General features: G+C 56.9%; 10 protein-coding genes and 3 pseudogenes. 6 read left to right on the top strand and 7 right to left on the bottom strand.

Annotated elements, in window-relative coordinates:
• Positions 1-60 precede the first annotated feature (60 nt).
• The 4 genes from GHO25_RS24165 to GHO25_RS24150 all read right to left on the bottom strand — a co-directional run bounded on the left by GHO25_RS24165 (position 61) and on the right by GHO25_RS24150 (position 3,789).
• Positions 61-675 carry an amidase family protein gene (locus GHO25_RS24165; RefSeq protein ID WP_153392937.1) on the bottom strand — a complete coding sequence of 205 codons (615 nt, stop codon included), beginning with the start codon at positions 673-675 and terminating at the stop codon, positions 61-63.
• A complete protein-coding gene (locus GHO25_RS24160; protein WP_023102368.1) occupies positions 672-878 on the bottom strand; it encodes a DUF4089 domain-containing protein in 207 nt (68 codons plus the stop codon). The genes GHO25_RS24165 and GHO25_RS24160 overlap by 4 nt, the downstream gene beginning before the upstream one ends.
• Complete coding sequence (atzF, locus tag GHO25_RS24155) at positions 875-2,575, bottom strand: allophanate hydrolase (RefSeq protein ID WP_153392934.1); 1,701 nt, start codon at positions 2,573-2,575, stop codon at positions 875-877. Before atzF ends, GHO25_RS24160 begins: the two co-directional genes overlap by 4 nt.
• Positions 2,576-2,667: 92 nt before the next feature.
• Positions 2,668-3,789 carry a ring-opening amidohydrolase gene (locus tag GHO25_RS24150; RefSeq protein ID WP_153392931.1) on the bottom strand — a complete coding sequence of 374 codons (1,122 nt, stop codon included), beginning with the start codon at positions 3,787-3,789 and terminating at the stop codon, positions 2,668-2,670.
• A gap of 48 nt (positions 3,790-3,837) precedes the next feature.
• Between GHO25_RS24150 and GHO25_RS24145 the strand changes: the two genes are divergently transcribed.
• Both GHO25_RS24145 and GHO25_RS26660 read left to right on the top strand, forming a co-directional pair.
• The gene (locus GHO25_RS24145) at positions 3,838-4,989 is read left to right on the top strand and encodes a LysR family transcriptional regulator (protein ID WP_153325990.1); all 1,152 of its coding nucleotides are present in this window, start codon (positions 3,838-3,840) and stop codon (positions 4,987-4,989) included.
• A gap of 143 nt (positions 4,990-5,132) precedes the next feature.
• Positions 5,133-5,312, top strand: a pseudogene (locus tag GHO25_RS26660) (transposase domain-containing protein); the annotation flags it as partial.
• Here GHO25_RS26660 and GHO25_RS24135 read toward each other — a convergent pair.
• From GHO25_RS24135 to GHO25_RS24125, 3 genes and pseudogenes are all read right to left on the bottom strand, one after another.
• A pseudogene (locus GHO25_RS24135) lies at positions 5,309-5,476 on the bottom strand (GntR family transcriptional regulator); the annotation flags it as partial. The pseudogenes GHO25_RS26660 and GHO25_RS24135 overlap by 4 nt on opposite strands.
• Before the next feature lie 106 nt (positions 5,477-5,582).
• On the bottom strand, positions 5,583-8,357 hold the full coding sequence (locus tag GHO25_RS24130) for a UvrD-helicase domain-containing protein (protein ID WP_153392925.1): 2,775 nt from the start codon (positions 8,355-8,357) through the stop codon (positions 5,583-5,585).
• 320 nt (positions 8,358-8,677) lie between these two features.
• The gene (locus GHO25_RS24125; protein ID WP_153392922.1) at positions 8,678-9,085 is read right to left on the bottom strand and encodes a type II toxin-antitoxin system HicB family antitoxin; all 408 of its coding nucleotides are present in this window, start codon (positions 9,083-9,085) and stop codon (positions 8,678-8,680) included.
• 241 nt (positions 9,086-9,326) lie between these two features.
• Between GHO25_RS24125 and GHO25_RS24120 the strand changes: the two genes are divergently transcribed.
• The 4 genes and pseudogenes from GHO25_RS24120 to GHO25_RS24105 form a co-directional block, all read left to right on the top strand.
• The gene (locus tag GHO25_RS24120) at positions 9,327-10,310 is read left to right on the top strand and encodes an AraC family transcriptional regulator (RefSeq protein WP_048366844.1); all 984 of its coding nucleotides are present in this window, start codon (positions 9,327-9,329) and stop codon (positions 10,308-10,310) included.
• Positions 10,311-10,468: 158 nt separating this feature from the next.
• Positions 10,469-11,503: a DUF1254 domain-containing protein gene (locus tag GHO25_RS24115; RefSeq protein WP_153392919.1), complete on the top strand. Its 1,035-nt coding sequence runs from the start codon at positions 10,469-10,471 to the stop codon at positions 11,501-11,503.
• A 72-nt stretch (positions 11,504-11,575) separates the two neighbouring features.
• The gene (locus GHO25_RS24110; RefSeq protein WP_048366846.1) at positions 11,576-12,418 is read left to right on the top strand and encodes a MipA/OmpV family protein; all 843 of its coding nucleotides are present in this window, start codon (positions 11,576-11,578) and stop codon (positions 12,416-12,418) included.
• Between the two features lie 52 nt (positions 12,419-12,470).
• Positions 12,471-12,666: pseudogene (locus tag GHO25_RS24105) on the top strand (acid phosphatase); the annotation flags it as partial.

Below are 12,666 nucleotides of genomic sequence, written 5' to 3'. Positions count from 1 at the left end.
AGCTGGGATGGAGGCTGGAAAAAGTTGGGTAGTTTTTTTGAATAAAAACAATGGGTTATTTTATGTTTGATAAGAGCCTCTGCGAGAGAGCCGTCCAAAGGTTGGCTTGAGCCCCCACACCCCGCACAGGGATGACGGCACCCGAATCGACCCGTTGGTATCTGAGCCCAATGCAACCGGTACCTGGTCCGCAGCCACAGCGGCGCCGCTCCCCCCTGATGAGCCGCCCGCCGAGCGCGCGGTGTCGTGGGGGTTGCGTGCAGGCCCGTAGTGCGAGTTTTCAGTGGTAAACCCGTAGGCGTACTCGTCCATGTTGAGGGCCCCCAACAGGACGCCGCCAGCAGCTTTCATGCGCTCTACAAGAAACGCATCAGCGGCTGCCGGGGCATTGTCACGATTGATTTTGGAGCCTGCGAGCGTGACCACGCCTTCTATATCGAACAGATTTTTTACCGCATAAGGCACGCCAGCCAGGGGCGGCAATGGCTCCCCGGCTTTACGCAGCGCGTCAATGCTCTTGGCCTCAGCCAAAGCCCGGTCTCGCGTGACCTCAGTGAACGCATTGAACGACGCGTTTGTGCTCTGGATATGATCCAGTTTGTCTTGCACCACTTCCAAGGCACTCAACTCGCCTTTTACGATGGCGTCACGGATGTTCATGGCGGTGACAGTCATGACGGATTGGCCTCAGATGGAAAGGGGCAAGGCTGGTAGAGTTCGGCAGGTTCATCCCATGGGGTCATGGGCACAGCGCCCAACAACCCGGCCAACTGCTTCGTCCTGGCAAAGTGCTCGGCCACGCGCTCAAGCTGCTCCTCGCTGAGGTTGAGGTCCAACAGGACGGACATGGCCGTGACGTAGTTTTTTTCAGGGCTCATTCGCCACCTCCCGCACCCGACGACACATAAGGGCGCCAGCCGCCGTATGAGCTGATGTCCAGCGCCCCCTCCAGCGCGAATGGCTCACACACAAACCCCTGCACCGACCTGCCATCCTCGAGCGTGATCGTCCCTATCCCTAAGGGGCCAGGAATCATCGCAACAAACGATCCATAGTCCGAAATGGGCATCTGCCACACTTCTACTTCGATAGAGCTGCCCTTCCCGGGGGCCACCCGGATCATTCCAGGCTTGCGAGGCGAGGTATTGGCAAGCGCGTAGAGCTGGTAATCGGCGGCTGTGCGGGTGGTGGACACGAGCGTCGCATTGCGTTCTGTAAGCTGGTAATTGAGCGGCATACCACTGAGGTGCGCGCCCACCACCGCGACCAGCACCGACGACTGGGCTGACGATTTCAGAATGCGATCCAGCGCAGGAAGAGGCTGCCTGGTGGCACCTTGAGTCAAGCCGGTCGCATGGTGAAAACACTGCGCCAGTTCAGCCAATTGCAGGTCGCTACCGCTTGGCGCGATGAACGTGACACCAAAAGGCTGACCATCAGAACGAAAACTACTGGGCACTGAGATGGCCGCGTAGTCCAGCAAATTCACGAAGTTGGTGTAGGTGCCCAGGTTTCGATTGAGGACTACCGGATTGTCTTGCATCTCGCGCAGGGTGTAGCTCGTGGGGGCCGTAGGCACCAGCAATACATCGATGTCACGCCACATCACGGCCGCTATCTGGCCCAGGCGTCGCAGCTCGGTTTGTGCTTCGAGCAAATCCGCGGCGCTGTATTGCTTGCCTTGAGCAATGATGCTTCGAACGGGTTCGATCACCGCGTGCGATGTGGTGTCGAAAAAGTCTCGAATGGCCTCATATCGCTCAGCCACAAGTGCACTTTCGTAAAGCAAAGCGGCAGCTTGTTTAAGCGGTGCATAACTGATGATCCGTTTTTTACCGCCCAACGCTTCAAGCTGATCAATACTTTGCTTGAAAGCCTCCTCGCTAAGGGTGTCACCAAAGAATTCAAGCTCATCAGGCACGCCAAAGACAAAGCGGTTGCCAAAGGGTTCGGTGTTCAAGTGAAGGTCTTTTGAATAGGGGTCGAGCGGATCATGACCCGCGGCCACTAACAGGACCTGAACAGCCGTCGATACCGTACGGGCGAAGATCGATACGCAATCCGCGCTGCGGGCAGCAGGTACCACCCCCCGATTGCTGAGAAGCCCCTTTGAAGGCTTCAACCCCACGATGTTGTTCAACCCTGCGGGCACTCGGCCAGAGCCGGCGGTGTCTGTGCCCAGAGCAAAATCGACTTGCCCGGTTGCCACCACATACGCCGACCCTGCACTCGATCCCCCACAAATCATGTCTGGGTTGATGGCATTGGGAACAGCGCCGTATGGGGAGCGGGTGCCATTGAGGCCGCACGCGAACTGATCCAGATTGGTTTTGCCTTCCAGTGATGCACCGGCGCCGAGAATTCGCTCGACCACACCGGCATGGGTATCGGCCATATAAGCAAACGCCGGGCACCCTGCGGTGGTGGGTACGCCTGCAACATCAATGTTGTCTTTAACCGCAAAGGTAAGGCCGCTCAGGGGGCCGGTGATTTTGTCGTGTGGCTGCTGGCTCAGGCGGTACAGCCACTCAACGGCGGCGCCGGTTGAATCAGGGTTCGAACGGTTCAGAGTCATGATGGTGTCCGGCTTGTTTTCTGGAGTGCCCTCAGCACATTCTCTGGCTCAGGGCAGGTGCAAGAGCCCGCAGTAAGCGTTTTAGCTGACCGTCATGGGCGTTTGAGGCGCGCGATCGCCGCCACCGGGCCACCACCATCCGGCCCCTGGTGCTCGGCGCCACCCGAAACGAAGAGCCGGGTGTCACCCACCATGGCAGCCAGAACGCCACCCACCAGCGCTCTGGCATGGCGGGTCGCCGGGATATCACTGTCATCCAGCATGGTGTGTCGAGCCCCTCTGATGGTGCCGGTCTGAGACGGCTCGGCCTTGGCCAGCATCGCAATCAAGCGGTCACGGTCATGCGCTGAGAGTTGCTTGCTTGACTCGAAGCCAAGGTCGCCAAGGACCCCTTGCACCGCATCCAGATCAATCGCGTCCTTCATGACGCGGTGTCCGATGACCAGATCACCGCCCCACGCCCTGGAGTTACCTAACACCAGAATTTCATGGTGCATGAGCTCCACCCCAGCCGAAGTGCTGGCGCGGCTGGAATACAGATCGAAGTCCTGGCAGATGCCCGGGCCAAGCTCGCCCGGTGTTTTGCCGTCCAGTTCATCAAGGGCGACACCAACCCCCAGCGCTGATGCGGCGCGAGAATAGGACATCGACTTGTAGGTATCGGTGGTCGAGGTGCTGGCGCCTCTGGCGTTTGCTTCGGCGATGCGCTGGCGGGTCAGCAGCGGGCATTTGACCTGCACGTAATGCACGTCATCGGCACTCTCGATGCTCGCCATTTCCATGGCGGCCCTGACGGCATCCGCCACCAGTTGAATTTGCACTGAAGTACCGATTTCTTCTGGCATCAGAGCCCGGGTGACGGCTTGGGCCATGGCCAACCGAGGTTCTGTCTGCTCAGGCGCGTCATCCGGGAGTTTTTCAAAGACGATCCAATGGGGAGAAAGGCAACCCTCGGTGCCACCCGACATGACCACCACCGCCCGTTCCTCAGCCGGGGCATCGTGCGCAGCCCCATGACGCTCAAGGCACTGGATAACCGACTCGGTCGCGTAGCCACGCGTGAAGTCATTGACGCAGCCATTCCCTTCGGTTTTACCCAACACCCCAATGACCCGCTTGGCATCCAGCAGGCCCATGGCTGCGGCCTGGTCGACAGCGGACAAATCGCTCGGCGACTGGGCTTCAAATCTTTGAACTCTGGCTTTCCAACGCATTTGATCGCACCCCAAACAGATAGTGATCAAAGTGTAGGAATCGATGGAGTGAGCCGGGAAGCGGTGTTTTTTTCTCGCTGTGAGCTAAAAAAAGCAGCACTCGATTTGCCGGTCAAAGGCAGCGAACGCCAGAAGCCCTGTGCGATGCGAGTACGCTCGCCGCGTCTGTGGCTTACTGCTACCATCGCAGAGCTCGCAGCCGTATCCCAAGCGGCGAGTCTTTACCTGTATCCAGCAGGACTCAGCCATGCGTTTCAGGCATTCAGGTGGTCCCACGTCATGAAGCACGTAAAGCTCCTGAGCTACTTTGTCGCTGTCGCTCACCATCGTTCCATCAGAGAAGCTGCCAACTTTCTTCACCTGACTTCGTCGGCATTAAACCGGCACATTCTCGATCTTGAAGAAGAGTTGAGCGCCCCGCTGTTCGAGCGCCACGCACGGGGTGTGCGTTTAAGCGCTGCGGGTGAGACCTACCTTGCCTACGCCAAAAAAGCCTTGTGCGACGCAGAGGATGCTCATTCAAGCATTAGAGAGCTTGAAGGGCTCAAGCGCGGTCACATCAAAATCGCTGCAGTGGCGGCGATTGCAGATGTTCATTTGATTGACCTGATTGCAACGTTCCAGACCCAGTATCCGAAGGTCAGCTTTGCTGTGAAGGTCGCCGGCGCAGATAAAGTGGTCGATGCCGTCGTAGAGAATGACTGCGATCTGGGATTGGCTTTCAACCCCTCGCAGAATGCTGATTTTCATGAACTTGCCCAGGCCCCCTACTCCATCCACGCGCTGGTGAAACGCGATCACGTCCTGGCGAGCGCTGAGTCCATTTCGATTTCATCAACAGCAGACTATCCATTGGCGCTGGCCGACACCTCCTGGGGTGGCAGACGTCTGTTGGATGAATACCTGAAACGCAATGGCACCCGCATTTACCCACAAATGGAGTCGAATTCTTTTCAGGTTCTAACGGACTTTGTCAGGCGTACCGGGGGGATTTGTTTCCAGGTCAGGAAAGAGGGAGGTGAACGCCTTGTAGACGACGACCTTGTCGCCCTCCCTGTATCAGAACTGAGAAGGTACCAGCGCAGGATGATACTGGGCGTGCTTCGAGGCCGCGTGCTGCCCGTTGCGGCTGCGCGATTTAGCGAATTGCTCAAAAAGTCGCTATTCAGTGAACTGAACGACAACTCACCAGGGGTATAAGTCAGGCCCCGTGGGCCACTCCTGCCTCGGGAACGTGACGCGAAACAATCCTCGGGTATGTGTGTGCATTCTTTAGGCTGGGTATGTAGTGATTTGTGAGCAACCCGAAGCGAGACCATTGCAGCCGATTCCGCTGGCTACGTCGCATGAATGGGCATGATCCGTATGCTTATCTCAAAGATGTGCTGACGCGACTGCCGACGCAGCGGGCGAGCGAGATTGACCAACTGCTGCCGCATCAGTGGGTATCTGCCGGGATCATGCAAGGTGACTTTGGCAGACGCTTACGATGCGGATCCCCAGCGCCACCTCAAAGCGACTAACGTTTCATGCTGCGCTCGTAAGCGGCCAGGACAGTTCGCTCGGATTGCACCAGGTAGGCATCCAGCATGGTCGTAGCGTCGCCTGCTCGGCCCTCTTCAACGCAGGTCAGTATCGATGCGTTCATATCGAGGAACGGCAAGTGCAGAAATTGGGGGTCGTTCATCTTGTAGGAGCGAGCTTGCTCGCGATCTTTTAAAAGATCAAAAGATCGCGAGCAAGCTCGCTCCTACAGGGTCTGCTTGCGCTTAAGGACTGATCAGGCCAGCGAATTACCAAGGGCCACGGTCTGAAAAACTTGCACGTTGGCTCGCACTTTTTCTGGGGGGTTTGGGTTTGTGACTGCACATGGGGAAACTCGAACATGAGCGAAATTCCCCGTATGGCCCTTGGCGAAGGACGAAGACGCCAATTTTGCAGATCGGGCAACGATCCTCCTGAATCGGCTCGCCCCGGACATTCGTCACGTTGACAGCGCCTTCCTTCACCATTTCATCGAGAAACGGCGAGTTTTTACCCATGACAGTGAACATCGCCACTGAACGACGCGCACGGGTAAGCGCTACGTAAAATAATCGCCGCTCTTCGCTGTATGGATAGGTGTCACCCGCTGGCATGACAAGCTCCAGCAAAGCGTCATCGCTCTTGAGACTAGGAAAGCCCCGGTACACGAGGCCCGGTAAGACGACATAGTCTGCTTCATCACCTTTCGAGGTGTGGATGGTCTTGAACCTCACGTCGATCAGGTTGCCAAAGTGGTATTGCCAGTTCTCTGGAATGTATTGCCGGTCGTTCCTGTAGCGACCCAGGATGAAGACCGTTACTTTGCCATTCTTTCCTAAAGGCACCGAACCTAGCGCCAAGCGAGTCTGTAATTCGGCTAGGTAATGATCGATAGCCCCTTGGATTTCGTTCCTGTTTGGCACTTGAAACGCCTGAATCGGCACATCCAGGGCAGAACTTGCCGAGGTCACCCGTTTCTGTAGCTGGGACGGATTTTTAGAGACAAACCGGCTCGACACATCACAGATAGCTTGTGGGCATCGGAATGTTGTTTCCAGTCGATAGACCTGGCCGTGCCCAAACCATTCTCGAAAGCCGGTCATGACCGAGAGGTCTGCACCGGCAAAGCGGTTGATCGACTGCCAGTCGTCCCCCACGGCAAAAAAATGTCGACCGGGTTCGGCCACCAACGCCCGGCAAAGACGCGCACGCGCTCTCGATGCGTCCTGATACTCGTCCGCCATGACCAGGCTGTAGGGCGAAGGATGACCTCGCTCTAAAACCTCGGCAGCCATGTTGATCATGTCCTCAAAGTCGATTCCTTTCTCCAACGACAGAGCCATGTTCCAGCCATCAAGTGCCGTAGTTGCCAACTTTAGAAACGCCTCGAATCTGTACCTGAAGACACCGGTCGGCAGCTTTTCGAGCCGCTCATGAAGCGAATCGGCGGTAAGGCTATTGCTCTTGAAATGAGTGATGAACATGCGGATCAGTTTGACAAGGTCAGCATGCTCCATCGGCACCATCCCCTTAGCAGGGATAGGGCGGTCTGGATTGGGATCAAGTACCAGCCCTCGAGCCGTCAGCTCATTGGACAGGTGCCTGAATATCTCACCGCTGTGCAACTGATGTGAGGTCGTCTCGATGAGCGCCGTAGCCATTCTTTGATGGGTCTCACGCTTCCATTTGACCCCTTCAACGTAGCCCTTGAAATGCTCAGGTGCCTGACCCGATGCATCTAGAGCGAAGTGCTCGTGGTAGAGATTGATTTCAGGGTAGAAGAAGTCTGGAAAATATTGACGGTGCGTGACGGTGGCAGTGTCATGCTCGTAAGCACGTTCATATTGATACTCGACACCGTTGTAGAAAAGCCAGTTAGCGATGACTCGCTCCTCCTGACTCGCCACATGGTCACCGTTGAGCGAGACAAGGCGACCTTGTCCTTCCTTATCCCACGCCTCGAACAATTGATCATCACCGGCTGCCGGGATATCTCGCCCAAGTACCAGTCGGAACAGATCCCACTCCATTCTGAACGCTTCAGATTGATCCTTGAGGTCATCGACAATGGTCATGAGTTTCTGGAAACCTAAGGCATTATCCACCGCCCAGTCAGGAACATGCGGCTTGCGCCCGGTTGCCTCGGCAATAATCGATAGGCCAAGGGAGTGAAAAGTTTTGGCCTCAATCTGTATGTCTTCGATACCAACACGCTTTAGAGACAGCGCGACTCGCGCCTGAAGCTCTTCAGCGGCCGATTTGTTGAATGCCAGCATCACGATAGAGCTAGGAACCACCAATTTGCGGTGCAGGGCATAAACAGCCTTGGCCACCATAGTTGATGTTTTTCCTGAACCTGCAGAAGCAATGACTTGCACTCGGTTATCGAAACAGATCACCGCACGTGATTGTTCATCAGTGAGCGGCTGGCTTTCCACTGCTGCCAATAGCGCCTTGCACGCTTCAAGCTCGCGCTGCATGTGATCGTCATTTCGCTGGGCCCACGCCTTAGGCCAGTCGCACATCCAGCGCTGTAGATTCCGCTCAACGGTCGTGTCTGCCTCTGGCAAGGAAGACTGGATTTCTGGGGTCTGGAACAGCGTGTTTAACGCGTGGTTGTCAAGGTTCAGAATCGGTTTGGCGGCTAGCAGCGCTTGCTGCATCTCATGGGTCAGCCACACGCATTTCGAATCGGCCGTTTGCACAGACTCTGCGACAGTGTTTAGCCAGGTTCGAATAGCTGAGTAGCACGCTTGAAAGCGCTGCCGGCGAGTCAATGTGAGGAGCCGGCCTATTTGCTCACGGAGTTGAGGCTCCTTCGCGTTAGGCAATCCATCCACGCGGAATGTGCGGCCTTCATGGAGCGTGATGTCCGTCCACAGCACCCCACGGTTGATATCTACAGTAGGAAGATTCTCGGGGTGAACCTCGACGGCCTGATCGCCAACCCTCAAAAAAAGCCGCTCGTCCTCGACGTGCAGACGCCATGGCTCAGTTTTTGTCAGCAACCGCCCCCAAGCAGATGCTCGCCATTCCGTTGTCATGCTGATTCCACAAGCGCATAAAAATCGCAGTCTACCTTAAGGCTTCCTACATTCCTGCGCGAATCTGCCTACAGCTTTATTGACTCAAATAAATTTTACTCCTTCAGCCCGCGGCGGTATCGATGACCCACGCCGCCCATTCTTTTAATCACCTGAAACGCCCTGTAACCGAGCCAATTTGACCAAGGCCGAAATAGGACTGCACCCTCAACGGATCCGGGCCCTAAAAAAAAACCGCCATTCAGGCGGGTCCATTTCTTCTCAGGTATCCATTCAAACCCCGGCACAGGATGCACGAAAACAGGTAACTCCCTGTCAGCCTAAGCTCCCTGCAAGACCTTCAAAGCTGCTGATGCCAGAAACCCAGAACGGCTTTTTTCTTCCGGGTGATGCTTTACGTACTCGTCAATACGGTTCAGCAAGTAGCCAGGCAGGGTTATGTTCAGTTTCTCTGCCTTTCCCAGATACTTGGTGATATCGATTTCGACGACTGCCCAGATGCACCCTTGGTACTCAGGATTTGCTACGTGTGCATTCACTTTGGAGGCAACAGGGATTTTGACGTTGTCTTCGGCCAAAATCTCCAGATGCCCCTCGATGGCTTCTCGGACCATGGCCATTGCATCATCGAGGTCATCCCCCGCAGAGAAGCAGCCCGGTATATCAGGCACTTCTACCCCCCAAGCATGCTGCTCATCACCAGGGCTAATTGCGATTGGATATAACATTCTTTCAGCACTCCGAAGGATGTAGGGTTGCGCCCACCGAGCCAAACTAATCAACACTATAACCACCGACCCGACGAACCGTGCTTTAGTTTTTACTTCTCCGAAAACACCTTAAACGCCACCGCCTTGTCCCTGAAACAAACATCGTGTTAACTGTGCCATCATCCGCGCCTACAGGCGCAAACACCCTATTCCTGCTGCTCCCTGCCGACTTTTTGCCTTTTGATCAGGTATGAACGCGATGACGAATGCTGCGCCCTCGATAAAGCTCAGTACGCTTCGGCAAATTGCTCCTTATCTGGGGATGCGCGGGGTGTCGCCGCTGGAGTTTTTTCGGCGTTATGGGATTTCTCCGCAGGTGTTTCAGAACCCTGAGGCGTGGATTCCACGGGCGGCGTGTTTTCATATTGCCAATGAGATGGCGGCAGTTGCTCAGGACCCGTTTGCCGGGGCGTCGGTGGGGCATTTGATTGAGGTGCGTTCGCTCGGCGTGTGGGGCGAATGGGTGTTGGGCTCGACCAATCTGGCTCAGGCGTGTGCACTGGCGGCGGTGCACACGGATTTGCTGCATCAAGGCAGTGACGTGAAGATCATCACCGAAGGCCGGATGACGAAGCTGGTTCATCACTTTAACGGGCACCACGGGGCCGACCCCAAGCAGGTGATTTTGGGCACGTTGGCGCTGCTGAGAAAGATCCCGCTGATGTCCGGCGAGCCCGGCGCCATTCGTGTGCATCTGAAAAACCCGCGAGAGCGCGGCGATGAGGCGCTTGAGGAGTATCTGGGGCCGAATCTGGTGATGAATGCTGAGCACAACATGATCGAGTTTGATCGTGACTTGCTCGAAACACCTTTGCAGCCTGTTCGGGACAGTGCCTGGAAAACCACCCTGGCCTTGAAGTCGACCTCCGACGCCGCGGACGCGCTCGTGCAGCAGATCGCGGATCAGGAGTTGTCCAAACTTGTGACTGTTTCACGAAAGATCGGGCTGTCTGCCCGTACGCTCCAACGGCGCCTGGAACATTGCGGTATCGACTTCGATGCATTGCGTGACGAGACACGTCGCAGTGAAGCCATGCAGTTGATTGCCAGCGCCAGATACAGCGCCACCGAAATTGCCTACATGGTCGGCTACAGCGACCCCGCGCACTTTACTCGCGCCTTCAAACGCTGGACGGGTAGCCCGCCGTCCCACTATCGCAGCCTCTTGAAACAAGACCGTTAATCCCCCCCGCCTAACCCCTCTCCACTGCGCGCGGCCCCTTTACGGGGCGGCCTTCGCGTGCGCGCTCACATTGCTTTTGGCACCAAATGGCAAGTTTGCGCCAAGGCGTTCTTATACAGTCAAAAAACTAACGCCAATCAATAAACCCAGAGGTTTAAATGCCCCCTTTACATGCGATCTGCATCCTTGCCATGGCGCTGGCAGTAGTTGGAAGTGCGAACGCTCAATCCTCCCCAGAGGCGGCGATACCGGTGGGTGTGGATAACTTTGTCCGTGCCGAGTCCGACCTTTACTTGGGCAAGATGGTGGCAACGGGCAGTTTGGGCCGCTTTGTTCATAGCCGCGAAGCCGTGCCCATCGACGCCCAGAATGTGGTGCGAATGAACCGGGACACGCTCTATTCGTCAGCGGTGTTCGATCTCGACGCAGGCCCCGTCACCATTACCTTGCCTGAGGCCGATGGGCGTTTCATGTCGATGGCGGTGATCAATGAAGATCACTACGTGCCCCTCGTCACTTACGGCGCCGGCCGCCAGACATTGACCAAAGAGTCCGTCGGCACCCGCTATGTCTTTGTGGCGGTGCGCACCTTCTTCGATCCCGCAGATCGCAAAGACCTCGAGAAGGTCCATGCACTGCAAGACGCAATGACAGTCAGCCAGGCCAAGGTTGGTGAGTTTGTGGTGCCTAAGTGGGACCCGGCCAGCCAGGCCAAAGTGCGTGCAGCGTTGGAGGTGTTGGGCTCGACGATCCCTGACTACAACCAGTCCTTTGGCCCCAAGGGTGCGGTCAACCCGATCCATCACTTGATCGGCACTGCCACGGGATGGGGCGGCAACCCGGCCAAGGACGCTATCTACCTGGGCGGCGTGATGCCGCAGAACGATGGGCACGCCGTTTACCGCCTGAAAGTAGGCGAAGTCCCGGTCAAAGGTTTTTGGTCGGTCAGTGTTTATAACGCCGACGGTTACTTCCAGAAGAACCCCCAAGACGCCTATTCGTTGAACAACCTCACCGCCAAGAAAAGTGAGGATGGCTCGATTGTCATTCAGTTCGGCGGTTGCAACGCGACGATCGCCAATTGCCTGCCTACCACGCCCGGCTGGAACTACACGGTCAGGCTTTATCAGCCGAGCGAACAACTACTCAATGGCCAATGGAGCTTCCCCAAGCCAGAGCTTGTCGCCCGCTAATCCATACCACCCGACTTCTTTAACCCGGCACACACGCTCACACGTTTGGTTTTACAACCAAGGAAACAAGCAATGACAACCATCGGCGGTTCAAACTTTCTAAAGCATCCCGTGGCCCTCATGACAGGTGCGACGCTCGCATTGGCGTTGGCGCTGCCGGCACACGCAGACAACGCAAATGAGCCATCCGTGACGGTGGGTGGCGGCCTTGGTGTCGGCCCGTTGTACGAAGGTTCTTCGCACTACGCAGCCTTCCCGTCGCTGAAATTGAAGGCCGTGTTGCCGACCCAAGAGTGGGGCACGTTCAGCGCGGCGTTCCCGGAGGGCCTGCGTTGGGACTTGCCGGGCTTGTCGCCTTTCGGCTTTGCGCTGCTGATCGGTTATGACCAGGGCCGCAAAGAACGAATCCACACCCTGGACGGCCGCGATGACTATCTGCGGGGCATGGGCAACCTGGACAGCACCGCGCTGGTGGGGGCTGAGGCGTACTGGACGCTGCCGGCCGGTCGCCTGTTTGTGCGCGGCCTGCGCTCGAGCGACAACCGCAATTACGGCGGCGAACGCCTGGGCAAAACCGCCTACCTTGAAGCCGGTTTTGCCACGGCTTACGCGCTGTCGTCGACATTGACCCTGGACTCGACGCTGTACGGCACCTGGAGCAATGAGAACGACATGATGGCGCGCTTTGGCGTCACGGCTCAGCAAGCGGCCCGCACCCAGTTCGAGGAATACCACCCAGGCGGCGGGATGCGTGACGTGACTTTGAAGCTGGGCCTCACCTGGCAATGGCAGCCACAAATCGCACTGGAAGGCGGGGTCAAAACCTACGCACTGGTCTCCGATGCCCGCAACAGCCCGCTCACGGGTGAAAAGGTCGGCGCCGGGGCCTATCTGAACGCGCTGTACTCGTTTTGATTAACCGCTCACACCGCTGCCATCCGCCACAGAACAAATAAGGGAACACGCGATGAAACAACGACATAAGCAGTTGGGGCTGACCGTGTCCCTGACTGGCCTGCTGTGGTCGGGGCTGGTGCTGGCCGAAGAGGCGGCCACCAAGATCACGGACCCTCATTTCAAGCTGGCTCCGGGCTACCTCAACCCGGCCGACCTGCCGCTGCGCCTGGCATTGCTCGGCGCGCCGCCCAAGCCCGACTCTGCGG

The sequence above is a fragment of the Pseudomonas sp. FSL R10-1350 genome (genome assembly GCF_009600525.1).
GTDB lineage: Bacteria > Pseudomonadota > Gammaproteobacteria > Pseudomonadales > Pseudomonadaceae > Aquipseudomonas > Aquipseudomonas helleri.
This window is presented reverse-complemented; position numbering and strand designations above follow the sequence as displayed.